Annotated in this window: 28 protein-coding genes and 1 tRNA gene; 22 read left to right on the forward strand and 7 right to left on the reverse strand. The window is 67.0% G+C overall.

Going from position 1 to position 24,765, the window contains the following annotated elements:
• Nucleotides 1-150 precede the first annotated feature (150 nt).
• From NTY77_05685 to NTY77_05755, 15 genes are all read left to right on the forward strand, one after another.
• Nucleotides 151-1,098: a baseplate J/gp47 family protein gene (locus tag NTY77_05685; GenBank protein ID MCX5794965.1), complete on the forward strand. Its 948-nt coding sequence runs from the start codon at nucleotides 151-153 to the stop codon at nucleotides 1,096-1,098.
• Entirely contained in the window at nucleotides 1,095-1,712 is a 618-nt protein-coding gene (locus tag NTY77_05690; protein MCX5794966.1) for a DUF2612 domain-containing protein, read from the forward strand. The genes NTY77_05685 and NTY77_05690 overlap by 4 nt, the downstream gene beginning before the upstream one ends.
• A 7-nt stretch (nucleotides 1,713-1,719) precedes the next feature.
• Nucleotides 1,720-2,619 (forward strand): phage tail protein, encoded by a 900-nt coding sequence (locus NTY77_05695; protein MCX5794967.1) that lies wholly within the window; start codon nucleotides 1,720-1,722, stop codon nucleotides 2,617-2,619.
• Nucleotides 2,620-2,629: 10 nt separating this feature from the next.
• The gene (locus NTY77_05700) at nucleotides 2,630-5,032 is read left to right on the forward strand and encodes a hypothetical protein (protein MCX5794968.1); all 2,403 of its coding nucleotides are present in this window, start codon (nucleotides 2,630-2,632) and stop codon (nucleotides 5,030-5,032) included.
• An 8-nt stretch (nucleotides 5,033-5,040) separates the two neighbouring features.
• Complete coding sequence (locus NTY77_05705; GenBank protein ID MCX5794969.1) at nucleotides 5,041-5,628, forward strand: hypothetical protein; 588 nt, start codon at nucleotides 5,041-5,043, stop codon at nucleotides 5,626-5,628.
• Nucleotides 5,625-5,834 carry a hypothetical protein gene (locus tag NTY77_05710; protein ID MCX5794970.1) on the forward strand — a complete coding sequence of 70 codons (210 nt, stop codon included), beginning with the start codon at nucleotides 5,625-5,627 and terminating at the stop codon, nucleotides 5,832-5,834. Before NTY77_05705 ends, NTY77_05710 begins: the two co-directional genes overlap by 4 nt.
• 1 nt (nucleotide 5,835) lies before the next feature.
• On the forward strand, nucleotides 5,836-6,183 hold the full coding sequence (locus NTY77_05715; protein ID MCX5794971.1) for a BppU family phage baseplate upper protein: 348 nt from the start codon (nucleotides 5,836-5,838) through the stop codon (nucleotides 6,181-6,183).
• A gap of 2 nt (nucleotides 6,184-6,185) precedes the next feature.
• Nucleotides 6,186-6,656 (forward strand): hypothetical protein, encoded by a 471-nt coding sequence (locus NTY77_05720; GenBank protein ID MCX5794972.1) that lies wholly within the window; start codon nucleotides 6,186-6,188, stop codon nucleotides 6,654-6,656.
• The gene (locus NTY77_05725; GenBank protein MCX5794973.1) at nucleotides 6,592-7,212 is read left to right on the forward strand and encodes a hypothetical protein; all 621 of its coding nucleotides are present in this window, start codon (nucleotides 6,592-6,594) and stop codon (nucleotides 7,210-7,212) included. Before NTY77_05720 ends, NTY77_05725 begins: the two co-directional genes overlap by 65 nt.
• 10 nt (nucleotides 7,213-7,222) lie before the next feature.
• A complete protein-coding gene (locus tag NTY77_05730) occupies nucleotides 7,223-7,705 on the forward strand; it encodes a hypothetical protein (protein ID MCX5794974.1) in 483 nt (160 codons plus the stop codon).
• Complete coding sequence (locus NTY77_05735) at nucleotides 7,702-8,226, forward strand: DUF5675 family protein (protein MCX5794975.1); 525 nt, start codon at nucleotides 7,702-7,704, stop codon at nucleotides 8,224-8,226. Before NTY77_05730 ends, NTY77_05735 begins: the two co-directional genes overlap by 4 nt.
• Nucleotides 8,227-8,430: 204 nt before the next feature.
• The gene (locus NTY77_05740; protein MCX5794976.1) at nucleotides 8,431-8,562 is read left to right on the forward strand and encodes a hypothetical protein; all 132 of its coding nucleotides are present in this window, start codon (nucleotides 8,431-8,433) and stop codon (nucleotides 8,560-8,562) included.
• 265 nt (nucleotides 8,563-8,827) lie between these two features.
• Nucleotides 8,828-8,905: transfer RNA gene (locus NTY77_05745), tRNA-Ala, on the forward strand.
• A gap of 138 nt (nucleotides 8,906-9,043) precedes the next feature.
• Entirely contained in the window at nucleotides 9,044-9,442 is a 399-nt protein-coding gene (locus NTY77_05750; protein MCX5794977.1) for a response regulator, read from the forward strand.
• Between the two features lie 111 nt (nucleotides 9,443-9,553).
• Nucleotides 9,554-10,138, forward strand: coding sequence for a hypothetical protein (locus tag NTY77_05755; GenBank protein ID MCX5794978.1), 585 nt, complete (start codon nucleotides 9,554-9,556; stop codon nucleotides 10,136-10,138).
• A 46-nt stretch (nucleotides 10,139-10,184) separates the two neighbouring features.
• Here NTY77_05755 and NTY77_05760 read toward each other — a convergent pair whose 3' ends face one another.
• Both NTY77_05760 and NTY77_05765 read right to left on the reverse strand, forming a co-directional pair.
• Nucleotides 10,185-10,457 carry a hypothetical protein gene (locus tag NTY77_05760; GenBank protein MCX5794979.1) on the reverse strand — a complete coding sequence of 91 codons (273 nt, stop codon included), beginning with the start codon at nucleotides 10,455-10,457 and terminating at the stop codon, nucleotides 10,185-10,187.
• 112 nt (nucleotides 10,458-10,569) lie between these two features.
• Nucleotides 10,570-10,842, reverse strand: coding sequence for a hypothetical protein (locus tag NTY77_05765; protein ID MCX5794980.1), 273 nt, complete (start codon nucleotides 10,840-10,842; stop codon nucleotides 10,570-10,572).
• Between the two features lie 121 nt (nucleotides 10,843-10,963).
• Here NTY77_05765 and NTY77_05770 point away from each other — a divergent pair, with 121 nt between their 5' ends.
• The 7 genes from NTY77_05770 to NTY77_05800 all read left to right on the forward strand — a co-directional run bounded on the left by NTY77_05770 (nucleotide 10,964) and on the right by NTY77_05800 (nucleotide 18,958).
• Nucleotides 10,964-11,641, forward strand: coding sequence for a PTS sugar transporter subunit IIA (locus NTY77_05770; protein ID MCX5794981.1), 678 nt, complete (start codon nucleotides 10,964-10,966; stop codon nucleotides 11,639-11,641).
• Nucleotide 11,642: 1 nt separating this feature from the next.
• Complete coding sequence (locus NTY77_05775) at nucleotides 11,643-13,619, forward strand: proton-conducting transporter membrane subunit (protein ID MCX5794982.1); 1,977 nt, start codon at nucleotides 11,643-11,645, stop codon at nucleotides 13,617-13,619.
• Nucleotides 13,610-14,527 carry an NADH-quinone oxidoreductase subunit H gene (locus NTY77_05780; protein MCX5794983.1) on the forward strand — a complete coding sequence of 306 codons (918 nt, stop codon included), beginning with the start codon at nucleotides 13,610-13,612 and terminating at the stop codon, nucleotides 14,525-14,527. The genes NTY77_05775 and NTY77_05780 overlap by 10 nt, the downstream gene beginning before the upstream one ends.
• Entirely contained in the window at nucleotides 14,524-15,168 is a 645-nt protein-coding gene (locus NTY77_05785; GenBank protein MCX5794984.1) for a hydrogenase, read from the forward strand. The genes NTY77_05780 and NTY77_05785 overlap by 4 nt, the downstream gene beginning before the upstream one ends.
• An 88-nt stretch (nucleotides 15,169-15,256) precedes the next feature.
• Nucleotides 15,257-16,726 carry a proton-conducting transporter membrane subunit gene (locus NTY77_05790; protein ID MCX5794985.1) on the forward strand — a complete coding sequence of 490 codons (1,470 nt, stop codon included), beginning with the start codon at nucleotides 15,257-15,259 and terminating at the stop codon, nucleotides 16,724-16,726.
• Entirely contained in the window at nucleotides 16,726-18,204 is a 1,479-nt protein-coding gene (locus NTY77_05795; protein ID MCX5794986.1) for an NADH-quinone oxidoreductase subunit C, read from the forward strand. Before NTY77_05790 ends, NTY77_05795 begins: the two co-directional genes overlap by 1 nt.
• Nucleotides 18,205-18,208: 4 nt before the next feature.
• Nucleotides 18,209-18,958 (forward strand): 4Fe-4S binding protein, encoded by a 750-nt coding sequence (locus NTY77_05800; protein ID MCX5794987.1) that lies wholly within the window; start codon nucleotides 18,209-18,211, stop codon nucleotides 18,956-18,958.
• On the opposite strand, the gene NTY77_05805 is transcribed toward NTY77_05800, so the two are convergent.
• The 5 genes from NTY77_05805 to NTY77_05825 all read right to left on the reverse strand — a co-directional run bounded on the left by NTY77_05805 (nucleotide 18,955) and on the right by NTY77_05825 (nucleotide 24,649).
• Nucleotides 18,955-20,190: a M48 family metallopeptidase gene (locus tag NTY77_05805; protein ID MCX5794988.1), complete on the reverse strand. Its 1,236-nt coding sequence runs from the start codon at nucleotides 20,188-20,190 to the stop codon at nucleotides 18,955-18,957. The genes NTY77_05800 and NTY77_05805 overlap by 4 nt on opposite strands.
• Before the next feature lie 42 nt (nucleotides 20,191-20,232).
• Nucleotides 20,233-21,294 (reverse strand): hypothetical protein, encoded by a 1,062-nt coding sequence (locus NTY77_05810; GenBank protein ID MCX5794989.1) that lies wholly within the window; start codon nucleotides 21,292-21,294, stop codon nucleotides 20,233-20,235.
• Nucleotides 21,291-22,598: an urea ABC transporter substrate-binding protein gene (locus NTY77_05815; protein ID MCX5794990.1), complete on the reverse strand. Its 1,308-nt coding sequence runs from the start codon at nucleotides 22,596-22,598 to the stop codon at nucleotides 21,291-21,293. The genes NTY77_05810 and NTY77_05815 overlap by 4 nt, the downstream gene beginning before the upstream one ends.
• 71 nt (nucleotides 22,599-22,669) lie before the next feature.
• Complete coding sequence (locus NTY77_05820) at nucleotides 22,670-22,984, reverse strand: P-II family nitrogen regulator (GenBank protein ID MCX5794991.1); 315 nt, start codon at nucleotides 22,982-22,984, stop codon at nucleotides 22,670-22,672.
• 57 nt (nucleotides 22,985-23,041) lie between these two features.
• Nucleotides 23,042-24,649, reverse strand: coding sequence for a nucleotidyltransferase domain-containing protein (locus NTY77_05825; GenBank protein MCX5794992.1), 1,608 nt, complete (start codon nucleotides 24,647-24,649; stop codon nucleotides 23,042-23,044).
• Nucleotides 24,650-24,765 lie beyond the last annotated feature (116 nt).

Here is a 24,765-nt window from a genome sequence, read left to right on the forward strand (position 1 = left end):
GGTCTCAAGCAGATCTACGGCGACGACATCAACGTCGCCCAGAACTCCCCGGACGGCCAGTGGATCAACATCCTGGCCCAGGTCCTGGTCGACCACCGCGAGCTCCTGCAGGACATCTACGGGTCCTTCAACCCCGACTCGGCATACGGCGTGACTCTCGACCAGCGCGTGGCCCTCAACGGCATCAGCCGCAAGGTCGGAACCTACACCGTGGCCTACGTCATCATCACCTCGGACCGGGCGCAGACCTTGCCCGGGCTGGACCAGACCGCCTTGCCAGCATACAAGGTATCCGACGAGGCCGGCAACCAGTTCCAGCTGGTTGCCTCCCACACCTTCAGCGCGGCCGGCTCCGCCAGCCTGGCTTTCCGGGCCGTGAACATCGGCCAGGTGCTGACCACCCCGAACACCATCACCAACCAGATCACGACGACCCTGGGAGTGACCGCGGTGAACAACCCGGACACGTCCGGCGACGTCCCGGGGACGGACGAGGAGACCGACGCGCAGCTCAAGGCCAGGCGCGGCAAGAGCTTCTCCCTGGCGGCCACGGGGCCCGCGGACGCCATCCGGGCCGCCATCCTGGACATGGACGACGTCTCGGATGCGGCCGTGATCGAGAACGACACTGGAGACCCGGTAAACGGGGTCCCGGCGCACTCCATCTGGTGCATCGTCACGGGGGGCACTGAGGCGGATATCGCGCAGGCCATCTACAGCAAGAAGGCCCCAGGCTGCGGGATGAAGGGGTCCGTGACCCACGACATCACGCGACCGCAGGGCAACACCTTCACGGCTCAGTGGGACGTGTCCAGCACTCAGGCCCTGTACATCCAGTTCGCCATCGTCCCGCGGGTCGCCGGGTTGACCTTCAACAACGACGCCATCAAGGCCAGCCTGGCCGCGGCCATGGTCTACAAGCTCCTGCAGAACCCGAGCATCGGCGACGTGGTCATGGCCATGCAGACCATCGAGCCCAACGCCATCGTCACCAGCGTGGCCGTCTCCGTTGACGGAGATGACTGGCAGCAGGTCGTGACGCCGGACAGCGCAGACAAGTACTTCACCGTGGCCGTGGGGGACATCTCAATCTCATGAACACGTCCGAGCTGATCGCCTACTACGCGAGCCTGCTCATCATTCAGTACCGGATGAAGCCCAAGGCGCAGGCCACCGTCGTGCTCATGGCGGCCGAGGCGATCGCGGACCAGCTGTTCAGCGCGGTCCGGGACGGCTTCGACGTTCTCACCGCGGTCGGCGCTCAGCTCGACATCCTGGCCCGCTACGTGGGCGCGCAGCGGGGGCTCTACGGCCTCGACCTGAGCAAGACCTGGTTCTCCATGCCGCTGAGCACGGACGCGGACCACGACACGGTGCCGGGCTTCGCGACCGTGGACACGTCTCCGGTCCAGCAATACTTCATCACGGTCCCCGACTTCAACGTGCTGACCACTGAGCTCAACGACGGCGAGCTCTCGCTGCTCATCCAGTACCTGGCAGCCGTGGCGTCCTGCGACTACGCCCTGGCCACGGTCGACGCCATCTGCATGGCGTTCTTCGGCGCCGGCGTGACGGTGACGGACAACGGCGACATGACCATGACCTACACCTACGCCGCGGACCTGCCCAACGGGCTGTTCCACATCGTGAACTACATCCACAAGCTGCCCAAGCCCGCCGGTGTGGCGGTCATCGTGGAGGCGGCGGCATAGAGGAGCTATGGCAAAGATACCGCGCAAGGCGCTGACGGTCTTCGGGAAAGACGGGGGAGCCCCCTACTTCGAGCAGTTCGGATCCTTCGCCGCCGGCGGGTCCGTGCAGACCAAGGACGTCGAGGCGATCCAGGCTCTGGCCGCCTGGCGCAACGGCTGGCAGTCGGCCGTCCAACTGCCCAACAAGGCCCCGCTGATGGAGGACATGAACGCGCTGCTCTTCGTCCTGAGCCACCAGATCGCCAACATCCTGCAGGACGGGATCGTGGAGTGGAACTCGCTGACCAGCTATTACAAGGGGTCCGTGGTCAGGAGGACGGGGACCTTCGAGCTCTACGGGTCAGTCGCCGATGACAATATCGGGAACGCCCCGCCCGCGGGGGCCAGCAACGCCTACTGGACCTGGCTCAACCCCGTCATCGTCCCGCAGCCCACAATCCCGGCCGGGACCATACTGCCGTTCGCCGGGGACGCAGCTCCCATGGGGTTCCTCCTGTGCGACGGCGGCGTGGACAACGACTCGGCCCACCACGACCTCTACCTGGCGATCGGCACCAGCTGGGGCAACGGGACCGGCGCCGCGGGCTCATTCAACCGGCCCGACCTCCGCGGCGTGACCCTGCGCGGCGTCAACGACATGGGCAGCGGCGACGCCGCGGACGCCTTCGCCGACCCGGACAAGGCCACCCGCGTTGCCAGGCACGCCGGCGCGACGGGCAACAACGTGGGCTCTTACCAGGAGGGCCAGAACGAGGCCCACACTCACACGACGGGCGTGGTGGCCAACGCGGGCGCTGGAGCTGGGCCTTACCCGGGCAACCTTTGCGTAAGCGGAGACACCGGCTCTGCCGGCGGATACGAGGCGCGCATGAATAACGCAGCCGTTTTGTACATCATCAAAACCTAACGAGGAGACCATGAAAAAATTGATAGCCGCCGCAATGCTGGGCGCCCTGGCGTTCTGCGCCGGGCTGGCCCACGCCGACACCACTACCACGGTCCTGGCCAACGAGTCCGCGCTGGCCCGCGACCTGACCTACCAGATGGACCTGCAGACGCTGGGGATCGGCAACCTCTCCGCCGTGGTGTCCTACACCTCCGCGACCCTGCCGGCGAAGACCTTCAGCGACGCTCCCCACGCCACAGGCACCGTCACAGTGGTGGCGCCTTCGGCGCTGAGCACGGCCGCGGCCACCAACCAGGTCACCGTGGTGTCCACGGCCGGCCTGGCCGGCGGCTACATCACCATGCCGGGCTACGTTTGGCAGGAGGGCGTCCACTGGAAGAAGGGCGCCACCACCGCGGCCACCGCTACCAACATTGCGACGCTCCTGCAGGCCAAGGTGCCGTGGATCCGGGCCCGGGCGGTCGGCTCCGTGGTCTACGCGACGGCGGCCTACACGGGCACGTCCTACAACCAGGCGCTGACGACCAACAAGTCAGTGAACCTGACCATCGCCCACGCGACCTTTACGGGCGGGCAGGACACCGCGGTTCTCTCCATCAACGGAATCCAGTTGCGGGCCAATAAGGACTGGTCCCCGGCCGGCAACGCCACCGCGGTCGGCGCGGCCATCGCCGCAGCCATCGCCGCCAACAGCTCACTCAACGCACTCGTCACCGCCTCGGCCGACTCGGGGGCCATCACCCTGACCGCCAGGGCTGCCGGCACCGGGGGCAACTACTCCCTGGTCACCACCACGGCCGCGGCGCTCTCCGTCTCCGGAGCGGCCATGACGGGCGGAACCACCCCGCCGTTCGTGATCGGCGGCTCGGCCATCGCCATCCCCGCGCACGGCTTCACCCTGAGCCTGCCGCTGCTCTACACCCAGGCTGCCGGCAAGCCCATCGGCGGGCTGACCGACCAGACCACCTACTACGCGGCGCCAGTCAACGCCGGCAGCGTCAAGCTGGCCAGCAGCAAGGCCAACGCCGTGGCTGGGACCTACATCGTATTCACCGCGTCGAGCGCGCCGACCAACACCTACACGCTCACGCCGCTGGCCATCTCGGGGACTCCGAGCTTCAAGTGGCAGGTCGCCGACAGCACCAACTCCTGGTCCGACGTGTCCGGGACGGCAGTAACGATCAACAGCTACAGCAGCCCGGCCGCGACGGCCACCGCCTTCCTGGGGTCCCCGACATCCAGGTATGTGCGCCTCAACGTGACCGCGCCGACCACCGGCGGGCTCTACCTGCGCGCCACGGTCATCGGCGGCGCGGCTGCGTCCTACGTCTACAAGACGGGCGACACCATGAGCGGGCCTCTCGTGCTCACCGGGTCCGGCGCGGCCGGCCGCGTCACTGCGGACGAGGTCGTGGCCAACACGTTCACGGGCGACGGCTCGGGCATCACCGGAGTCAGCGCCAGTGATGTAGCGGCGGAGGATGTCCAGGCCGGTTCGTTGGGCTCGGACGTCATCGCCTCGTCCGTTGCCGCCGGCGCCGTGGGCACGCAGCAGCTCGCCGGCAGCATCCCGGACTCCAAGCTGGCGCAGCTCACCACGGCCGGCAAGGTCGCTCTCTCCGCGCTCGCGAGCGGGACGCTGGACCCGGCCGTCAAGATCACGACCGGCAACGTGGACGGGACCAACGGAGCCGGGCAACTCCTACAGATCGATGGCTCTGGAGCCCTGCCCGCCGTCAACGGGGCCGCACTGACCAGCGTCTCGGGGACCGACTCCTCGAAGGTGGCGAAGACCGGGGATACCATGACCGGGACTCTGACGCTATCGGGCCCAACCGCTGATATCGTCAGCGGTTCGAGCATCACGGCCTCGGCGTTCTTCGGCGACGCCTCGCACATGAGCGGACTTCCGTCCGGCGGGGGAATCGAAGGAGCTTGTGTGGACGGGGATGTGCTTATCAGCACCGGAGGGAAGGCAGGGTGCGTTGGCCAGGTATTTCGCTACGAAATAAACAATGGACCAACATCTCTGACACTCCAAAGGACTCTCAATGTGCCGCAGATAGCTATGGGAGCTTCTGCCAACAACAACCTGAATTGGGGAGCCGACTACATAGGATACACGGCGAGCGGAGGTCCCAGGCTGAATTTTACAAACGGCCTGAATGTATATGGCTACGGGGATAGCATCTTGAGAATCCTCGGGGGTGGGTTTCAGATGGAATCTCCTCTGACCTTTTCCGGGGGAAAGTTCATTCCCCCCATTCATACAATCGCTGAGCTCCAGGCTATAACTCCAGGATTGGGGGAAACATACATCGTGTCAGACGGAGTCGTGCCCTACAGCCTCGCCGTCGGAACGGCTGCCGCGCCCGGAGCCTTCGGCGTCATCCCCCTGACGGAGTTCAAGTAGGAGGGACCTTGCTTATCGAAGCCGGCATACCGCCTGGCAGCACGGCCTACGTCGTCATTCACAACCTGGATACCGGCCAGGTCTGGAACGTGGAGACCATGGCGTGGGAGGACTTCGACAACTCTCATTGGGAAAAATACGCCGTCATGCTCCAACAACAGGGGTCATCGAGGTACTACAGCGCGGAGCATCCTTGCGCCGACCTATCGGTGATGATGAGCGAGATGATATTCACTCAGGTCGGGGTTGCCCCAGCCATCAGCGATCCTTCTCCCCAGGCTGTGATGTCACGCGCGCAAGGAGGTCCGATCGGGTCAATCAGGGGCAGCGTCCTGGCGGCCGAGAACCTGCGGACGAACCTCCTTACGATGGCACGGGGCGCCGCGGCGGCAGGGACTCTCTCCACCACGCAGATGACGACCGACCTGGCGGACACCTCCGACGGGGTGTATGTGGGGCGCCTCATCATCTGGACCAGCGGGGCGCTGTTGCGCCGGGTGGCCTACATCAGCGGCTACGCGGGGGAGACCAAGAAGCTGACCTTCGGAGCCATGCCGGCGGCGCCCTCGGAGGGGGACACGTTCCTGGTCATATGATCCAGCTCACGGCGCCGCGCGGCGGGGGGGTCGGGCGAGCGTACCTGCAGGCGCGCCCGGCGGCCGTCTCCCTGACGTTCCCCCCTGCGGCCGCCGGCGCCGCCGGCGGCGTGGGCGCCACGGTCACTACTCGGTCGTCTTACGGCCTGTCCGCCACCACCGGGATCACCTACACCCTTCCCGTCATCCAGGTCGCGAGGATATAGCATGGACGAACTCCAGGGACTGCAGTCGTGCCAGCAAGGTGACGTCGGCCTCGGCATCGTCGTAGCGGTCGTGGACTCCGATGAGGCGCCCATCGACCTGCGGGCGGCGACGTCCAAGGTCATCCGGCTGACCGCTCCGGACGGGATATCGCAGGACAAGGATGCCGCATTCTCGACCGACGGGAGCGACGGCCAACTGGTCTACGTCACGCAGGCCGGCGACCTGGCCGAGGCCGGTGCATACTCCCTGCAGGCCATCGTGGCCGTCGGCGGCCAGGCGCTGTCGACGAAGGTCTCCACCTTGCAGGTCCTGGAGAACCTCCCGGCTCCGGCGGAGCCCGAGGCCTGACCATGGACGCCGAGACCAGGAACGCCCTGACCCAAATCCAGAGTGAAACCTCCAGAGCCTTGAGCTCCCTGCAGAAGGAGGTTCTCAACGCGATAGGGGACCTAAAAGGCGATATCGGTGGAATCAAGGCCGGACAATCCAGCGCGCTGGCCTACACCAAGTCGGTGTCGTTGAAGCACGAGGCCTGTGAGCGGGAGTTCCAGGCCCACCGCCGCGACCAGGCGCGCCACGTGAGCGAGGAGCTCCACGCGACTCCGGGCAAGCTCGACGCGCACATGGACGACACCGAGGCCCACGGCGTGAAGGCCACGCGCCAGGTCGGCATGACCATGAGCGCGTGGATCAACGTGGCCTGCGCGCTCTTCATTGCCGCATTGACGTTCATCCAAGTTAGGGAGGCAAAACTCAATGTTCAAGCCACTCAGCCGTCTGCTCCTGCCGCTGCTGCTCCTGCTCGCTCCGGTCGCCACTGAGGCGCAGGTCATCGCGCCGGCGGCCAAGCCCGGCGTCCACTACCTGCGGTGGATGGACCCGGCGCACCTGCAGACTTACGAGGCCGCCAACTTCCCGGTGAAGGGCGGCAGCACCCTCGGCAGTCTGGACATCGAGTGGATGACCCACGAGGGAAAGGACGGCACCATCATCCCCGACTCCTGGCAGAATTGGATACGCCCGGTGGACTGGGCGCTCACCGCTGGCTGCGGTGGCGGGTCCAAACTCAAGTGCGGCCCCGGATTCGCTGTCAACTTGCTCCCGTCCGTGGTGACCTTCGCCCTGGGCCGCGCAGGATCGAGCAGCAGCCCGGGCGTCGAGGCCTTCAAGCAGGCCGCCACCGCGGGCCTGGCCATGCCTGGCGGGACGACCCTGGGCTGCGCCATCGGCTACAAACTCATGCCCGGCGTCATCGACGACGGGCACTTCCAGAACTTCCGGGCCATGTTCCCGGAGCAGGGGTTCTTGCCGAACATCGCCGCGGCGTCCTACATCTCGGCGAGCTCTAGCCTGCGCTTCGGCGGGCCGAAGCTATAACGGAGGAACCATGCACGTCAACCTGGATTCCCTGCTGGCTGCCGCCGGAGTATTCTACCACGCGCACCCGGTCCTGGCCCTGCTCATCGCGGCCGCGGTCGGGACCTTCGGCAAACCGCTGACGGGCCTGGTCTTCGGGCAGCTCACGGCCTGGTGCTTTGGCCTGACCGCCTGGGCGATCCCTCCGATGACCGCATGGGTCGGCCGCGTCATGGCCCTCATCTTGGCCCACCCGCTGCTCCGGCAGTTCGTGGTGGAGAACCACAATGCCATCGACGCCCTGCTCGAAGCCTTCGACGCGGCCCTCTGCGCCATCGCCCTGGCCCTCAAGACCGCCATCGAGGACGCGGTGGACCACGCCGCGGACCCGCAGCTGGCCGCCGCGCCGCAGCAGCTCCCGCAGGCGCCGCCGGCGACGGCCGCCCAGGGCCAAGCCTGGCCGCCGCGGCCGGCTGACGCGCCGCCGGCAGCTCCCCCGAGCGACTCGCGATGAAGTACGGCGTCCTGACGCGCACTCGCACCAACGACGAGGGCACCGTTGGGTCCCTGGTCATCTACGAAGACGAGCAGAAGACGCGCAAGCTGCTCGGGTGCGTGACGCAGGAGCCCCCCTGGCGGTGGAACGCGCCGGAAGTCAGCTGCGTCCCGGCCGGCCGCCTCTTGTTCAAGGAGCGGTTCGACAGCCCGAAGCACGGGCACGTCTACCAGGAGTGGGACGATCCCAGCACCCCCCAACGCGAGGACGTCCCCGGAAGGCCTTATATCCAAATCCACGCTTTGAACCTGGCTGGGGACACGCGCCTTGGCTTCGTGCGGCAGTCGGACGGCTGCCTGGGCCTGGGCCGCTCCGTGGCGTTGTTCAAGGCAGGCACCCAGCCCGCCGGCGCCAAGGACCAGCACGGCGTCACCGAGTCGGGCCCCACGCTGGCCGAGTTCATGGCCGTCATGGCAGGCGACCTGCTGCAGCTGAATATCCAGTGGGCCCCCGGCGTGATGCCGCCGATGAGTGCGTAAGATGGTGGCCAGGGATGAGCGAGCCCAAGCTCCACAGGATCGAGGACTTGCGGCGAAGCTATATCTCCTGCGCCTGTGGGGGCTGGAGCCTGAAGCTGGACCGCAGCTGCACCCTCCACGGCGCGGAGCGGGTCAACCACCTGATAGACTCGTGGCTGCGCCATAAAGCGGAGCAACCCGCCAATGCACAGGATAGCCCGAGCCATGCTTCGGCGCCGGAGTGAGCAGCTCCGGGCCGGGCTGCGCGGCAACAGGACGGTCCGCTACGTCTGGTCCATGGTCAAAGGATTGACCTGGGGGCTCGCCCGCTGGAGGCCTGGCCGGCCCAAGATCTAGGCGCGCACCTCCTCGCGCCGCCGCCCCGGTACTCCCTGCCGGGGCGGTTTGTTTGCAGGTGGTCGTTTTTGAGCAGCCTGGCAGCCGTCGCGGGGCCGTCCTGGAGCCGGAGCGCGCGGGTAGCCCCCCAGGCAGCCTGGGCGGAACAGGGGCCTCCTGGGGCATCCTGGGTCCGTGGGGGGAGTATGGGGGGAGCGGCCCCAGATGCGACATCACAGACACACGAAACAAACGGTTTAAATGACCTTTTAGGCCAGGTCCCCAAGGGATACGCCTAGCCCGTCGGGGGTGAGCTTGCATGGCATGCAAGAGGTCGTCGGTTCGAGCCCGACTAGGTCCACCAATTTGCAGGAATTTCCGGAGCGAGCCGTAAGCCGCACCCTCGCCTAAACCCAAAGAACGGTCTGCACGGCCGCTGGTTCGGTCCGCGTCCCCGCGACCAAAGATTGACGGACAGGCGGGAAGGTGCTACCATCGGACGATGGCGGAAGTGCTGTTCGTCGATGACGATGCGGACCTGACCACGCTGATGGCCCACTCCCTGAGCAAGGCCGGTCATCATGTCGCCACCTGCGCGTCTGGACTGGAGGCGCTCAGCAGATTGGGCATCGAGCCCAATGATGCCTCCGCCAAATCCCCCGACCTCTTGGTCCTGGACATCATGATGCCCAAGGCGGATGGCTATGTGGTCGCAACCCTCATCCGTAACACCCCGCACACCCGGAATATCCCCATCCTCGTGGTCTCGGCTCTGCACGAGATGAGCCGCAGTTTCACGGCCACGGTCCGGGTGGACGGCTTCCTCCCCAAGCCCTTTTCCCTGGAGGACCTCATCGGCAATGTGGCGAGGATCCTCGACCAAGGCAAGGCCCGGGCCTGAGTCCGTGCCGCTTCCCGGAGCGCGCCGGGGTGAGCCCGATCGCTTGACGTCCCCTCATCCAAGCGGTATAACATGCTTCAGCAGTCCAGGATGCCGGAGGAGGCCAAACCCATGAGAACGATGCTATTGGCGGCGTGCGCGGCGGCGGTGCTGGCTATGAATGGAGCGCAGTCCTGGGCGGCCGAGGCCCCAGCTCCCGCCGGGAAGGGGGGCGGCGCCCTCGACACGCTGGTGACGGTCCGCGTGAAGGGAGTGCCGATCGCCAGTTTCCTAGACAATATCTCCGCGCAGGCCAAGGTGAATTTCATCATCACCGAGGGGGTCGAGGACAAGCAGGTCACGGCCTTCCTGCAGAACGTCACGGCACGGGAGGCGCTCCAGGTCCTGCTGGAGATCAAGGGTCTGACCTACCAGCAGCTCGGGAGGACCAACACCTACATCATCGGTCCTCGGACCAACGCGGTCGAGGCCGTGGCGACCCGCATCTACATGGTGAATCATGTCGAGTTCGAATCCTTCAAGGGGGATGCCCCGATCGTTCAGGCGGTGCGGAGCGTGCTCAGCAAGGTCGGCAGGGTCGTGGCCGACCCCCAGACCAACGCGATGGTGGTCACGGACTTCCCTGACGTCTTCCCGCAGGTCGAGCAGGTCATTGCGGCGCTCGACCAGCCCGCCCGAAAAGTCAAGGGAAAATGAGCCCTGCTCCTCGCACCAACGCCCCTAGCGTCGGCGGGCTGCCGGTCTAGGCCTTTTTCCTGCGCTCGCCTCGCGCCTCGAGCGTAGCCTCGTAGAGGTTGAGGATCGTATGAGCGTGGCCCTTGGCCTCATCATCGGAGAGGCGGCTGGTCGTCGCTTGGATGCTCCCTTCATTCCCTTTCTGGGGGACCCGGGTCAGTGCTGCCACGAGTTTCTTGAACTCGTCCCGCTTCCCCGCTGGCAGGTTCTCCGGCTTGATGTGGATCAGGTTGTAGATCGCTGCATTGAATAGCCGTTGCTGCAGTGTCCCCGTGCTCATCAGCGAACGCACGGCATCGTGAAGCTTCTCCCAACCGTATTCCAAGGGCATGGACTCCCTCCCGCGTCTTCGGCGATCCCAGCTCTCCCCGCAGTCGAACCGGGGCTTCGGATCAGCCGCCGGGATTCGTGTTCGTGTTGGTGTTGGCGTTTGTGTTCGTGTTCCCGGTCGCCGTCCCGGAGCTGACGTCCACGCACTTCATGACGATGGTCTCTCCGCCGCCGCAGCCGCTGCCCGACTGCGAGGCCGACAGGTCCGGAGTCTCGACCTGGTTCGAGGCGCATTGGGCGTGCTGGATCTTCGGGCCGTCGGAGCATGCGGCGGCGGCCGCGCCGATGAGGGCCGCCAGAACGACGAGATTCCAAGATGCCATAAGGTTCTTCATGGGGTATGCCTCCTAGACATGGTAGTTTAGTGCTGTGAAAAGTCCCTGTCAAGACGCCGCTGCGGCGGGGGGGGAAATTGGCATGTGTCCCGCAAAGAGCTAAAATACTGTTCCCGCAGCCATGCAACTCGGAGTCAAGGACGCCGCGCGCCTTCTGGAAGTCCCGGAGAAGACCATCTACCTCTGGATCGAGGAGGGGAAGCTTCCCGCCAAGCGCGTCAGCGACCAGTATCGCTTCAACCGCGCGGAGCTCCTGGAATGGGCGACCGCGCAGAAGGTCAGGGTGTCGCCGGACATCTACCGCGAGGTGGACGAGGGCCTGCCCACCCTCTGGGAAGCGCTGGCGGCCGGCGGCGTGCATGGCGTGGTCAGGGTCAAGGACAAGGCCGAGGCGCTCAAGGCCATCGTGGGGCTCATGCGCCTTCCTGAGGATGTGGACCGCGGTTTTTTGCTCGAGATGCTCGTGGCTCGGGAAGCCCAGGCCTCGACCGGGATAGGCGAGGGGGTGGCCTTGCCGCACGTGCGCAACCCCATGGTCCTGCCGGTGGAGCGGCCCATGGTCTCGTTGTGCTACCTGGACCCGGCCGTCGATTTCGCCGCGGCCGACGGCCGGCCCGTGCATGCCCTTTTCACCGTCGTGAGCACGAGCATCCGCGGCCACCTGCACCTCCTCTCCCGCTTGGCGTATGCCCTGCGCGAGGAGTCCTGCAAGGCCTTGCTGGCCAAGCGCGCCGACGAGACGGAGCTGGTCGCCGAGCTGCGCAGGGTCGAAGAGCTTCTCATAAGGAGAAATCCTTAGGATGGGAAGCATACTCCTCGCCGCGGGCCTCTTGGTGCTCGGTGGAGCGGCAGCGCTGGTCTCGGCCAAGAACGCGCGCTGGGCGAGCCTTTTCGGGTCCGGCGGAGCGATCCTGGGCGCCTGCGTCGGGCTCATCCCTGCCTGCGCCGCTCTGGCGGGCCGGCCGGTCCAGCCTCTGCGCCTGGCCTGGGGCCTGCCCATCGGCTCGTTCGCTTTGGCCTTGGACCCTCTCTCCGCGTTTTTCGTCGTGGCCATCCTGGGGCTCTGCGCCTTGGCCGCGCTCTACGGCGCCGAGTACCTCCAGCCCTACGCCCTGCGCCGGCCCCTCGGCGCCTGCTGGTTCTTCTTCGATCTGCTCGCCGCGAGCATGCTCATGGTGGTGGTGGCGCGCGACAGCGTGCTCTTCCTCATCGCCTGGGAGGTCATGGCGCTGGCTTCCTACTTCCTGGTCACCTTCGAGGATGAGCAGGAGAGCGTCCGGCAGGCCGGCTGGACCTACCTCGTGGCTACGCATCTGGGCACGGCCTTCCTGCTCCTGTTCTTCATGCTCCTGGCCAGGCAGGCCGGCACCACGGACTTCTCCGCGGCCCCCGTGATGCCCGCCCGGCTGGCTGGGGCCGCTTTCGTGCTGGCGCTCATCGGCTTCGGCACGAAGGCGGGCTTCATGCCCATGCACGTGTGGCTTCCGGAGGCCCATCCGGCGGCCCCCAGCCATGTCTCGGCGGTCATGTCCGGGGTCATGATCAAGACCGGCATCTACGGGCTCATGCGCGCGCTGACGCTGCTGGGCGCGCCGCCGGCCTGGTGGGGCTGGTCGCTGGTCGTCGTCGGGGCGGTCTCCGGCATCCTGGGCGTGCTTTTCGCCTTGGCCCAGCATGACCTCAAGCGCCTCCTGGCCTACCATAGCGTGGAGAATATCGGCATCATCGCCTTGGGCCTGGGCGTGGGGCTGCTGGGACGGGCGCACGGCCTTCCGCTGGTGGCCCTGCTCGGTTCCGGCGGGGCCTTGCTGCACGTGCTCAATCATGCGCTCTTCAAAGGCCTGCTCTTCTTGGGCGCCGGTTCCGTCCTGCACGGGGCCGGCACGCGCGACATGGAGCATCTGGGCGGCCTGCTCAAGCGCATGCCCTGGACCGGGACCTGCTTTTTGGTCGGAGCCGCGGCCATCTGCGGCCTGCCCCCGCTCAACGGCTTCGTCAGCGAATTCCTGATCTACCTGGCCGCCTTTTGCGCCGTGGTGCATGGGCAGGCCTTAGCCGGCGCGGTGGTCATCGCGGCGCTGGCGCTCATCGGCGGCCTGGCTCTGGCGTGCTTCACCAAGGCGTTCGGCGTGGTGTTCTTGGGCGAGCCGCGCGGCGCGGGTGCCGCGCAGGCGCACGAATGCGGCCTGGCCATGCGCCTGAGCATGGCACTGTTGGCCGCCGCTTGTGTGCTCGTGGGCCTTTTTGGAGCGGTGGCGCTGTCCTGGTCATCCGAAGCCGTGGGCCAGTTGGCAGGGTTGTCGCCGGCTGAGTCCCCCGCGTTGTGGGAGGGCGCCTTGGAGCCCCTGCACGCAGTCTCAGCCGGGGCCGCCGTGCTCCTGGGACTGCTGCTCCTGGCCGCGGCTTTGCGCGCCTGGTTGCTGCGCGGCCGCGAGATCGGCCGCGGCCTCACCTGGGACTGCGGCTACGCCGCGCCCAGCGCGCGCATGCAGTACACGGCCTCATCTTTCGCCCAGCCCATCACAGGCTTGTTCTCGGCCTTCCTGCGCACGCGCGAGCGCGCCTCGGGCCCCGAGGGCTATTTCCCCGGTCCCTCGGCCTATGCCACCGAGACCCCGGACGTGTTCCACGAAGGTCTCTACCGGCCGGTCTTTGCGGGCGCATTGAAGGCCGCGTTGCGGCTGCGCTGGCTCCAGCACGGCCGCATCCAGCTCTATGTCCTCTATATCGCCTTGACCTTGCTGGTCCTGCTGGTCTGGAGGCTCGGATGCGGCTGAGCGCCCTGCACCTGCCCTTGGCCCTGCTTTGCGCGCCCCTGCTGCCGGGGATCATCAATCGGGTCAAGGCTTTTTTTGCGGGGCGCACGGGACCGAGCGTGCTGCAGCCCTATCTCGACATCCTCAAGCTCATGCACAAAGGCGCGATGTACAGCCGCACCACGACCTGGGTGTTCCGCGCCGGCCCCATCGTCGCCTTGGCCTCCACGACGCTGGCGCTCACGCTCCTACCTCTGGGCGGTTTGCCCGCCTTGTTGGCCTTTCCGGGAGACCTCGTGCTCTTCGCTTATGTCCTGGCCCTGGGGCGCTTCTTCACGGTCGCGGCCGCCCTGGACACCGGCTCGGCCTTCGAGGGCATGGGCGCCAGCCGTGAAGTGTGGTTCGCGGCACTCTCCGAGCCCGCCTTGCTGTTGGGCCTGGCGGCCATGGCCAGGCAGGCGGGCAAGCTCTCGCTGACCAGCCTCTATGTGGGGCTGGAGCCCGCGGTCCTGCTGGAGCCTGGCGGGCCGGCCCTTCTGCTGGTCGTGGCCGCTCTGCTGATCATCTTCCTGGCGGAGAACTCGCGCATCCCCTTCGACGATCCGAACACGCATCTGGAGCTCACCATGATCCATGAGGTCATGGTCCTGGACCACGGCGGGCCCGACCTCGGCCTCATCCAATACGCCGCGGCCCTTAAGATGTGGGTGCTGGGAGCCCTGGCGGCCGGACTCCTGCTGCCCGTGCGCACGGGCCTGCCTTGGCTGGACCTGCTGGCCGGACTCTGCGGCCTGTTCGTGGTGGCGCTGTTCACCGGCGTGGTGGAGTCCGTGATGGCCCGCCTGCGCCTGACCCGGGTCTCCCAGCTCCTGGCCGCGGCCGCCGCCTTCTCGGTGCTGGCGCTGATGCTCGTGCGGAGCGCCCCATGACTTTCTGGGTGGAGAGCCTCGTCATACTCGTGGTCCTCTCCAACCTGCGCGTGCTGGGCGCCAGCCGGCTTTCCGCCTGCATCCAGACCGTGGCCTTCCAGGGCGCCTTGCTGGGCCTGCTGCCCGTGCTGGCCAACCTCGACGCCCTGAGCACGCGCCTGCTCCTGCAGGCCGGGGCGAGCACCTTCCTCAAGGCCGCGGTGTTCCCGTGGCTGCTGGGCCGGGCTTTGCGCCAGGCCGGACTGCAGAGGGAGGTGGAGCCTTTCGTGGGGTTCACGGCGTCTCTCGCGGCCGGCATATTGTTCCTCGGAGCCGCCCTGTGGCTCGGCGCGCGCTTGCCCCAGGCCGGGCCGGAGGAGCTGCGGCGGCTGGTGCCCACGGCCCTGTTCACCATCTTCGTCGGGCTTTTCGTCATCGTGAGCCGGCGCCAGGCCGTGACCCAGGTCCTGGGCTACCTCATCCTCGAGAACGGCATCTACGCCTTCGGCATGGCCTTCGCCGAGCATCAGCCGCTGCTGGTCGAGCTGGGCATCCTTCTGGACGTGTTCATGGGGGTCTTCGTCATGGGCATCACCCTCTTCCATATCCACCGGGAGTTCGACCACCTCGACACCGACCGGCTGACGGCTTTGAAAGACTGATGATTCCGAGATTGGGGACACAATACTTGATTCAAGCATCCTGCCATAGGTCGGGAGGGGAATTAAGTATTGTGTCCCGGAATTCAAGATGATCTGGGCATTGCTGGGCGTACCTATGGCGGCGGGCGCGGCGGCTTTCTTGATACGGCCGGACCGCCCCCGGCGCCTCCTGCTCCTGGCCGCGGCTCTGGCCCACGCGGCGCTGACCGCCGCGTGCTGGAGGCTGCTGCCGGGCCCCGCCTTGGGAGGTTATCTCGAGCTCGACGCGGCGGGGCGGCTTTTCCTGAGTTTGACCAGCGTTCTGTTCTTGGCCGCGGCCGCTTATGCGGTGGGGTTCCTGAGGTCGTCGGGCCACTCGAAAGAGGAAGAGGATGAAGAGGGCTTCCTTTTCGACAACGCGCCGGAAGCGGTGTTTACCGGCTGCCTCCTGCTGTTCTTGGGCACCATGAGCCTGGCCGCGCTCAGCCAGCATTTCGGCCTTCTCTGGGTGGGCATCGAGGCCACCACCTTGGTCAGCGCGCCGCTCATCCACTTCCACAGGCAGAGGCGCTCCCTGGAGGCCACCTGGAAGTACCTGCTCATATGCTCGGTGGGCATCGCCTTGGCCCTGCTGGGCAACTTCTTCCTGGCCGTGGCCGCGCGCCTTCACCCGGACCTGCTCATGACCGGCCGGGAGCTGGCCGCGCACTCCGCGGAGCTGGACTTGCCCTGGCTCAAGGCGGCGTTCATCCTCTTCTTGGTGGGCTACGGGACCAAGATGGGGCTGGCGCCGCTGCACACCTGGCTGCCGGACGCGCACAGCGAAGCGCCTTCCGTGGTCTCGGCTTTGCTCTCCGGGGCCTTGCTCAACTGCGCTTTCCTGGCCCTGCTGCGCGTCAACGCCGTGCTCTGCGCCGCGGGGCTGGCGGATTTCACCGGCGGCCTCTTCATGGGATTCGGGCTGCTTTCCATGGCCGTGGCCGCGGCCTTCATCATCGGGCAGACGGATTTCAAGCGCATGCTCGCCTACTCCAGCGTGGAGCACATGGGCGTGCTGGCCTTCGGCGTGGGCCTGGGCGCCGCGGCCCCGGCCGCGCTGCTCCACGCGGTCAACCACTCCCTGACCAAGGGCCTGTTGTTCTTGACCGCGGGCAACATCTTGGCCGCGAGCCGGACCAAATCGGTGAGCGAGGTCCGGGGCCTCCTGCGCGCCTTGCCGCGCTCCGGAGTCTTGTGGCTGGTGGGCTTCTTGGCCATCACCGGCTCCCCGCCTTTCGGGCCGTTCGTGAGCGAGCTTTGGATACTGCAAGGGGCCCTGGCCCGGCACCGGGGCGGCCTGGCGGCGCTTTATCTGGCGCTTCTGGCCGCGGTGTTCGTGGGCATGGCCACCATCGTGCTCAAGATGTCGCATGGGGAGCCTTGCGAGCGGCTCAAGGACCTGCCTGCCGATGACGAGGATCCCTGGCGCTTCTGGCCTCCGGCCGTCCTGGCCGCGGCCGTGCTGGTGCTGGGGCTCTGGGTGCCTCGACCGCTGCTCCAGGCCGTCAAGGAAGCCGCGGCCGTGCTGGGGGCGCGCTGATGGTCCGCGGACTCGCCTTGCGCAACGGTCAAGCCGTCCCGCTTGCCAAGGTCCCGATTCTCGCCGCGGCGGAGTTCCGTGACGCTGTCCTGGGGGCCGTCGGCGCGGGCTGCCGCCTGAGCGCATTCCTCGGCCGGAGGCTGGCCTCCGGCGGGGTCGGTCTGCTCGCGGTTCTGGCCGACGACGCCGAAGGGGTCCTGTCCTTGCTGGGCGCGGAGCCGGCGCAGAGCTTTCCTGCGCTGACCCCGGTGTGTCCGCAGGCCCACCTTTTCGAAAGAGAGATCTTCGAGCAGCACGGAGTCAGGCCGATGGGGCATCCCTGGCTCAAGCCCGTGCGCTTCCCGCCGGGGGGCACGGCGGCCTGCGGGACGATGGATTTCTACCGGGTGCATGGGGAGGAGGTCCATGAAGTGGCGGTGGGGCCGGTGCATGCGGGGGTCATCGAGCCCGGGCATTTCCGCTTCCAATGCGCCGGCGAGGTGGTCAAGCACCTGGAGATCTCCTTGGGCTATCAGCACCGCGGCGTGGAGCGCGCGCTGCTGGGCGGACCGGACCGGCGCAGCATGCATCTGATGGAGACGCTCGCTGGAGACACCACGGTGGGCCACGGCTGGGCCTACTGCCAGGCGGTGGAGGCTCTGGGCAAGGCCGAGGCGCCGCCGCGGGCCCTGGCCTTGCGCGCCGTGGCGCTGGAACTGGAGCGCGTGGCCAACCACATCGGCGACCTGGGAGCCTTGGCCGCAGACGTGGGGTTCTTGCCCACACAGTCCTATTGCGGCCGCCTGCGCGGGGACGCTCTCAATATCACGGCCATGCTCTGCGGCAGCCGCTTCGGACGCAGCCTGCTGCGGCCGGGAGGCGTGGCCCACGATGCGGACGCGGCGCTGGCCGCGGAGATGTCGGCGCGCCTGGAGACGTTCGGGGAGGAGGCGGCCTCGGCCGTGGACCTGCTTTGGGACTCCCCTTCCGTGACCGGGCGCTTCGAGGAGACCGGCGCGGTCTCCTTGGAGGATTGCCGCAGGCTGGGACTGGTCGGGCCGGCGGCCCGAGCCTGCGGGCTCAATTTGGACGTGCGCCGCGACCTGCCCTTCGGGATCTATCGCTACGCCATGATCCCGGTGTCGAGCTGGCATGCGGGCGACGTGTTCGGCCGGGCCCAGGTGCGCTGGCTGGAGGTGCAGCGCTCGCTGAAGTTCGCGCGCGAGCTCCTGGGGTCTTTGCCCGGGGGGCCTTTGCGCCGCGAGGTCCCGCAGCTGCGGCCGGAGCATGTGGCGGTCTCCTTGACCGAGGGCTGGCGCGGCGAGGTCTGCCATGTGGCGATGACCGACGCGGCCGGGCGGTTCGGCGCCTACAAGGTCGTCGACCCTTCCTTCCACAACTGGTTCGCTCTGGCTTTGGCCTTGCGCGGGCAACAGATCTCGGATTTCCCTTTATGCAACAAGAGCTTCGACCTTTCTTACTGCGGTTTCGACCTTTGAACCTATGCTGAAAGTGCTTTGGACGAGATTCAAGCAGGGGCACCGGACCATGGAGTATCCGGCTGGTCCGGCGCCGGAGCTGCCGGCCCGCTTCTTGGGCCGGCCTAAGGTCGATCCTTCCCGTTGTAAAGAGGGCTGCGCGGGTTGTTCATCGGTCTGTCCTACGGGGGCGCTCTCCGGGGGGAAGCTGGACCTGGGGAATTGCCTATTCTGCGGAGCCTGCGCCGCGGCCTGCCCTGAGCATGCGGTGGAGTTCACGCGGGAATACCGCATGGCCGCCAGGCGGCGCGAGGACCTTGCGGTCCAGGGCGAGGCCTATGCGCTGGCCGAGGCTTTGGAGGCGAAGTCGCGCCGGCTCTTCGGTCGGAGTCTGAAGCTCCGGCAGGTGAGCGCGGGGGGCTGCAACGCCTGCGAGGCGGACGTGAACGTGCTGGGCACCATCGGCTGGGACTTGGGCCGCTTCGGGGTGCAGTTCGTGGCTTCGCCCAGGCACGCCGACGGCCTTCTGGTCACGGGCCCGGTGTCCGAGAACATGAGGGCGGCCTTGCTCAAGACCTGGGCGGCGGTGCCTTCGCCCAAGCTGGTCATCGCGGTGGGATCCTGCGCCATCGCGGGCGGGCCGTACCGCGGCCAGCCCGAGGTCCATGACGGCTGCGGGGAGTTCCTGCCGGTGGACCTCTTCATCCCGGGGTGCCCGCCGCATCCCCTGACCACGCTGGACGGGATCCTGCGCCTGCTGGGGCGGGTCGGCTAGTCCGACCCCCGGCGCAGGGCCTGCAGCCGCTGCAGGACCGGCGGGTGGCTGTAGGCGAGCAGCACCTTGAAGGGGTGCGGGGTCAGGTTCGACAGGTTGTCCACGCTGAGCCTCTTGAGGGCTGAGATGAAGGCCTCCGCATCGGCCGTGCGCCGGGCGTAGGCGTCGGCCGCGAACTCCCAGCGCCTGGAGAGGGCGTGCGCCGCGACCGACAGGGCCAGCGAGATCGGCGCGAAGAGGAAGCCGAAGAAGAACAGGCCCGCGTAGACGCGCGGCTGCTGCAGCCCGAAGGCCTGCGCCAGCCGTTCGTTGCCGATGAAGAACGAGAGCAAAAAGAGCTCGCTGCCGGTGACGCCGATCTGAAGGAACATGGATTTGAGGAGGTGCCTCTCCTTGAAGTGCCCCATCTCATGGGCCAGGACGGCCAGAAGCTCCGGGACGGTATGCCGGGCGATCAAGGTGTCGAGCAGGACCACCCGCCGGAACCGGCCCAAGCCCGTGAAGAAGGCGTTGCTCTTGCCGGAGCGGCGGGAGCCGTCCATGACGAAGATGCCCTGCATCGCGAACCCTTGGGACCGCGCGTAGGCCTCGATGGCCGAGCGCAGTTCGCCCGCGGCTAAAGGCGTGAACTTGTTGAAAAGCGGCATGATGAGCACGGGCGCGGCCAGGGCCAGCAGGAGCTGCACGAGCGTGACGGCGCCCCAGCAGTAGAGCCAGGCCACGGCGCCCAGCCGGCTGAAGAACCAGAGGATCCCGGCGAAAAGGGGGGCGCCCAAAGCCGCGGCCAGGAGCCAGCCCTTCAGGACGTCCAGCGCGAAGGTCCGGGGAGTGGTCTTGTTGAAGGCGTATCTCTCCTCGATGACGAAGGTGGCGTAGGCCGAGAACGGGATGTGCGCGAGGTGCCAGGCCCAGAGCAGCAGGGCCGCGAAGAGCAGGCCGGCGCCGAGCTCTCCGGGGCAGACGGACCTGGCCAGGCGGTCGAGGCGGCCGAACCCGCCCGCCAGGATGAAGCCGATGGCCAGGGTGGTCATGAGCGAGTCCTGGACGAGGCGCAAGCGTGTGTGGTCCCGGAGATACCTCTGCGACTGGGAATATCTGGCCGGGTCATAGATCCCTTGGAACTCGCCGGGCAGCTCGGTCTTGAGGCCGCGCGCGTCGAGCCAGTCAGCCCAGGCGCTGAGGGCGTACTCCGCCAGCAGGATGGCGAGGACCGCGACCAGATAGGGGTTCATGCTGGGGGTGGTAAGACCGATGGCTGCCGCTGCCGCGTCAGGTCAGCTCTTTTGGCTTTCGCTTGCGGACCCGGCGCTGGCCCAGGTCATGCTGAACGCGACGCCGGCGATCAACAAGGCCATGAGCACACATACGATCCCCACGACATTCTTCAAGCTGCGCACCGGGGCGAAAAGCTCATCGGCGTCCGTCTTGACGACCATGCCCCAGCACAGTCGCGGGATATATTGCCATCTAGCCATGACCTTTACTCCGCGGTAATCCGTTGAAAGCCCGACGCCGGCTTCTCCGCGCAGAGCCTCCGGCATGGGGAGGACGTCCTTGTCGCTGAAACTGAACGGCTGGGAGAGCGACGCATCGGGGCTGAGCCGGAAGAGGGTGGTATAGACGAACTCGGTCCCGACACGCTTCGCGAAGACGATCTCTCCGGTCCTGGGCAGGCCGGTATAATTGCGGGCGAATTCGAGCATGACTTTGGGCTTGATCTGCGCCACCATCGTCCCGAGCAGCCTGTCCTTTCCGAAGACGGGGGCGGCGACGAATATGGCGGGGCGGTCCGCGGGGGGATAGTAGCCGAAATCGGAATACGCGGCGCTCAAAGAGGTTTGCACGAGGTCGATCATCTCGGTGAAAGACGTGTCCTTCAGGGCCGAACTGTGGATGTTCTGTCCGAGATCCCGCTCCTGCCGCATGGAGAAGATGACGTCGCCCTCCCGCGAAACGAAAAGGAGGTCATGCAGGTAATCACTATGGAGGTCGAAATGCCTCTGGACACGGTCCCTGAAACCCGAATCAAGGACCCGGTAGGCTTCGCTTCGGATGCCGGCCTTCTTGAATCCCGCGGCGAGCCTCTCGACAGCCTCCTGGTTCGCGGGCGCCGCGGCCTGTTCGGAGATGAAATCCGACATTTCGTCCAGTTGCGCGTCCAGAAGAGCCTGCCGGCTGTCGCTTATGGCCATGAGCTTGTTCTGGACGTGTTGATTCAGAGTGTCGGAAAAAATATGGATGGCGACGAAGCCTACGATGAGCGACGGCACGAGCGCGACGATGAGCAAGCGCGCGAACAGGCCCGTGAACCCCCACGCTCTCCAGGGCGATCTCATAGTCCACCCTCGGAATCGTCCCGGGGCGCGCCGGCGGCCCGATGGCTGTCCGTTGCCAGATAGAGCCGGTCGAGCAAGCCTTCCCAATGGGCCTTCCCCATGAAGGGTGGATACGGGGCCGGGCTCAGGGGGCGCTTTGAAGTCCAGAGGATGTCGAAAGCGCCGGCTTGGTTGAGCCTGCCGATCCGGATGGTCTTGCGCGCGTGGTTGGTGTTGTTGTCGATGGTGACCACGCCCTCGGGGGCCGGCATGCTGAGGTGCGCCAGATGGTACAGGATCTCACTGGGACGCTCGATGGTCGTGCATTCGTTGAGGGCCTCGCTCCACAGGTGGACCCCTATGTAGGCGGCCTCCATGGCATCCGTGACCCGGTAATCCTCGCCGTACTTCTTTTTGAATTTCTTGACGAAGGCTGCATTCGCGGGATTGTCGATGCTCTCGAAATAGTTCCAGCAGGCGTATGTGCCCGCCAGATGCTTCTTCAGGAAAGTCGGGGCTTCTTTGGGATGCTGGGACTGGATGTGGTCCATGATGGTCTTGACCCCAGCCTCATCCAGGGTCAGCGAAAATACCGCCGTCTGATCGGGTGAGATCCCGGCATCGCGAAGAGCCTCGAAAAAATTGATGATGCCGGCGCTCCTGATCGTGTTCAAGATGACGTCAGGCTTCGCCTTCTTGATCGCTTCCGCTACCCCCGCGAAATCCGACCCGCCGAGGGGGATATATTTCTCGCCCACGACCTGGCCCCCCAGGTAGCGCAGGACGTCTCTGGCCATGAGGTTGACCATCCTGGGATAGACCTGATCCGAGCCGACCAAAAAGAACCTCTTGCCCAGATGACTGTAGGCCCAAGTCAAGGCCGGGAAGGTATGCTGATTGGGCGCCGCCCCCAGGTAGACGATGTTCGGGGATTGCTCCAGACCTTCGTTCTGGGCGGGATAGAAGAGCAGGGAATCGTATTTCTCGACGATCGGCCTGACCGCCCTGCGGCTGGCCAAAGACCAGCAGCCGAAGATGGCCGCGACATGCTCCTGCGTGATCAGCCGCTGAGCCTCCCTTTGAAAGACATCGGGGTCGGAGCGGCCGTCCACCACGACCGGCTCGAGCCTTCGTCCCTGCACCCCGCCGCTCCGGTTGACCTCCTCCACGGCCAGGAGCACGGCGTCCACAGCCGGCTTCTCGGCGGCGGCCATCGTGCCGGACAAGGAATGGAGGACGCCGATCTTGATGGGGGGAAGGGCCTCGGGCTTGCACGCGAGCTGGAAGGCCGCGGCTGCGATCAGGAGCAGAGTCTTGAACGACATGCGAATCATCGTATCAAACGGCTTAAGGATACGCAAGCGCGCTTCGGCCTTTTCGCCTCATGCTGCGCGGCCTAGAAGAAGCCGACGATCAGGCTCGCCTTCTGCACGCAGAGGAAGCCCTGGCCCGGCTGTTCCAACCTGGCGGCTTCGGTGGCGGCCTTGACCACGGCCGGCGTCTTCTCCGGCGGCACGGCCGTGAGGATGACGATCTTCTCAGCCTCGATCAGGCGCCCGAGAAAGCCGAGCCTCTGGCGCACGCCGGTGCCGCGGCCGTAGTAGTAGGTCGCGCCGGGCGCGCCCGCCTTCAGGATGGCGTCGAGGACCTTGGCCTCGTCCTTGTGCTGGATGACGATGGTGATGAGATCGAGGTTCTCTGCAGTGCCCATAGCTTCAATTAGACACAATTCGGCGGGGGGGAAGCAATCCGCCGGGATCTTGCGGGCTCAGCGGCCCCAGGCCCGCTGGAGGTCGGTCCAGCAGGTGACGGCGAAGACCGTCCCGAACTCGAAGACCCGGCCGAACCAGCCCCGCACGGTCCGGTCGCGGATCATGGGCGAGGCGGAGCCGGAGCCCGGGGCCAGGGCCTCTTCCAGGGCCTCGTCGTCGGCGACGACGAGGAAGTCTCCGTTCGGGTGGATCATCGAGAGCAGGCCCGGCGAGGGATGCAGGGCGTGCTCATGCGGAGTGATCGGGTTGGCCCGCTGCAGGCCCAGAGCTTCCCACCTCGCGATGAGCCGGTCGTTGAAAGCCTGCGTCCTGCCGTCCTGGCCGTCGCGAGCCAGGGGCTCGGTGTCCATGTCGCTGGTGGGAGTCGCGGCGCCCCGGGCGAAACTGCCCATGAGCACGACTCCCAGGATCCGGTCCGGGGTGTCGGGCTCCTCGGCCAGGGTCTGCCGGACCGCTTCCTGGTAGGCCTTGATGATCTCCGGCGCGCCCTGGCGCTGGAACTGCTCGATCTCATCGGTCTTGTCCTTGAGCGCCAAGGAATTGAAGAATGGGGCGATGTCGCGCGCCGGCATGACGGAGGCGAGCAGGAGCGCGTCGCGGATGTGCTTCTTCATGTTGGAGTGCGCGCGATGGGCCACGTTGAAGACCGCGATGCGATCCAGGAACCGCGCGAAGGCCTCGCGCTGCGCGGGGCCGATGCCGGGGCCGTCGAAGAAGCGGTCGAAGGTGCGCCGGGACTCCTCCAGGACCGCCTGGTCGTTGAGCGCGGCGAAGCCCAGGACGTGGAAGATCCCGGTCTCCCCCATGACCCTCATAAAGGAGAAGAAGGTCCGCGGCCGCGTCACCGCCGAGGCTTCCCCTCGCGCGGCGAGCTTGCGGAGCTTCTCTTGATAACCGGGCCAGAGGTCCTGGATGTGCGTGACCGTGTACCAATAGAGGTGGTGGGCCAGAAGATGGGCGTGGAAGACGCGGTCCTTGAGGGCGGCGCGCAGGCCGGTCTCGGGCTGGTAGCTCTGGCGCCGGGCGGCCGCGGCCTGCGGCGGCGCGCGCGGCGCCGCGGGGGCCGCCGGGCGCAAAGACGCGGAGACCGCAGCGACGGCCGGGCCGAGCTCGCCGCCCTCGGCCGGCGCGGCCGAGAGGCTGGGGGCGGAGAAGAACTGGGCGCCGAGGTCCCGGGATCTCTCGGGCGTGGTCGTGCCGGGGCTCGCGCCGAGCTCGGAGGAGAGGCTCTGGTACGGGGCGCGGCGCTCGGGGGGGAGGGCCGGGACGCTCTTCGCTTCAGGCGCTGAGGGGGAGAGGACATCCGGCGTCAGGATTGGAGCGCTGGGTGCGGGCAAGCTCATGGAGACCGGCGTCGCGGCCGGGGCCACGGCCGGGGCCGCGGAGACGGAGAGCTGGGATGTGAGGCCGGGGGTCGGCAAGACTCCGGCGGACACGCCGAGCCCCGCGGCGGAGGGCGCGCCGACGGAGGTCAGGCCGGGGACCGCGGCGGCGCCGGCGCGGACTTCGCAACGGCTGAGGGCCGCGGCCGAGGCGGAGGCTGCGGCGAGGCCGGAGGCGAGGATGAGCCACGCGCAGCGCTGCGCGCGCTTGAAGTTCGGCATCCCCATGATTATAGGCGGAACGCCGCCCGAGAGCCACGGCCGAATGGCCCAGCCCGAGCCGCGATTTTGGACCTGCCAGGGACCTGTCGAAAGGCCTACAGCAACTTTGTTAGAAT

This window comes from Elusimicrobiota bacterium, from assembly GCA_026388095.1.
GTDB lineage: Bacteria > Elusimicrobiota > Elusimicrobia > UBA1565 > UBA9628 > UBA9628.

What these genes read in the sequence shown, in the direction of transcription:
- NTY77_05690 (MCX5794966.1), top strand. Translation starts at nt 1,095, where the DNA reads ATGAACACGTCCGAGCTGATCGCCTACTACGCGAGCCTGCTCATCATT.
- NTY77_05695 (MCX5794967.1), top strand. Translation starts at nt 1,720, where the DNA reads ATGGCAAAGATACCGCGCAAGGCGCTGACGGTCTTCGGGAAAGACGGG.
- NTY77_05700 (MCX5794968.1), top strand. Translation starts at nt 2,630, where the DNA reads ATGAAAAAATTGATAGCCGCCGCAATGCTGGGCGCCCTGGCGTTCTGC.
- NTY77_05710 (MCX5794970.1), top strand. Translation starts at nt 5,625, where the DNA reads ATGATCCAGCTCACGGCGCCGCGCGGCGGGGGGGTCGGGCGAGCGTAC.
- NTY77_05715 (MCX5794971.1), top strand. Translation starts at nt 5,836, where the DNA reads ATGGACGAACTCCAGGGACTGCAGTCGTGCCAGCAAGGTGACGTCGGC.
- NTY77_05720 (MCX5794972.1), top strand. Translation starts at nt 6,186, where the DNA reads ATGGACGCCGAGACCAGGAACGCCCTGACCCAAATCCAGAGTGAAACC.
- NTY77_05725 (MCX5794973.1), top strand. Translation starts at nt 6,592, where the DNA reads ATGTTCAAGCCACTCAGCCGTCTGCTCCTGCCGCTGCTGCTCCTGCTC.
- NTY77_05730 (MCX5794974.1), top strand. Translation starts at nt 7,223, where the DNA reads ATGCACGTCAACCTGGATTCCCTGCTGGCTGCCGCCGGAGTATTCTAC.
- NTY77_05735 (MCX5794975.1), top strand. Translation starts at nt 7,702, where the DNA reads ATGAAGTACGGCGTCCTGACGCGCACTCGCACCAACGACGAGGGCACC.
- NTY77_05740 (MCX5794976.1), top strand. Translation starts at nt 8,431, where the DNA reads ATGCTTCGGCGCCGGAGTGAGCAGCTCCGGGCCGGGCTGCGCGGCAAC.
- NTY77_05750 (MCX5794977.1), top strand. Translation starts at nt 9,044, where the DNA reads ATGGCGGAAGTGCTGTTCGTCGATGACGATGCGGACCTGACCACGCTG.
- NTY77_05755 (MCX5794978.1), top strand. Translation starts at nt 9,554, where the DNA reads ATGAGAACGATGCTATTGGCGGCGTGCGCGGCGGCGGTGCTGGCTATG.
- NTY77_05760 (MCX5794979.1), bottom strand. Translation starts at nt 10,457, where the DNA reads ATGAGCACGGGGACACTGCAGCAACGGCTATTCAATGCAGCGATCTAC.
- NTY77_05765 (MCX5794980.1), bottom strand. Translation starts at nt 10,842, where the DNA reads ATGAAGAACCTTATGGCATCTTGGAATCTCGTCGTTCTGGCGGCCCTC.
- NTY77_05770 (MCX5794981.1), top strand. Translation starts at nt 10,964, where the DNA reads ATGCAACTCGGAGTCAAGGACGCCGCGCGCCTTCTGGAAGTCCCGGAG.
- NTY77_05775 (MCX5794982.1), top strand. Translation starts at nt 11,643, where the DNA reads ATGGGAAGCATACTCCTCGCCGCGGGCCTCTTGGTGCTCGGTGGAGCG.
- NTY77_05780 (MCX5794983.1), top strand. Translation starts at nt 13,610, where the DNA reads ATGCGGCTGAGCGCCCTGCACCTGCCCTTGGCCCTGCTTTGCGCGCCC.
- NTY77_05785 (MCX5794984.1), top strand. Translation starts at nt 14,524, where the DNA reads ATGACTTTCTGGGTGGAGAGCCTCGTCATACTCGTGGTCCTCTCCAAC.
- NTY77_05790 (MCX5794985.1), top strand. Translation starts at nt 15,257, where the DNA reads ATGATCTGGGCATTGCTGGGCGTACCTATGGCGGCGGGCGCGGCGGCT.
- NTY77_05795 (MCX5794986.1), top strand. Translation starts at nt 16,726, where the DNA reads ATGGTCCGCGGACTCGCCTTGCGCAACGGTCAAGCCGTCCCGCTTGCC.
- NTY77_05800 (MCX5794987.1), top strand. Translation starts at nt 18,209, where the DNA reads ATGCTGAAAGTGCTTTGGACGAGATTCAAGCAGGGGCACCGGACCATG.
- NTY77_05805 (MCX5794988.1), bottom strand. Translation starts at nt 20,190, where the DNA reads ATGAACCCCTATCTGGTCGCGGTCCTCGCCATCCTGCTGGCGGAGTAC.
- NTY77_05810 (MCX5794989.1), bottom strand. Translation starts at nt 21,294, where the DNA reads ATGAGATCGCCCTGGAGAGCGTGGGGGTTCACGGGCCTGTTCGCGCGC.
- NTY77_05815 (MCX5794990.1), bottom strand. Translation starts at nt 22,598, where the DNA reads ATGTCGTTCAAGACTCTGCTCCTGATCGCAGCCGCGGCCTTCCAGCTC.
- NTY77_05820 (MCX5794991.1), bottom strand. Translation starts at nt 22,984, where the DNA reads ATGGGCACTGCAGAGAACCTCGATCTCATCACCATCGTCATCCAGCAC.
- NTY77_05825 (MCX5794992.1), bottom strand. Translation starts at nt 24,649, where the DNA reads ATGCCGAACTTCAAGCGCGCGCAGCGCTGCGCGTGGCTCATCCTCGCC.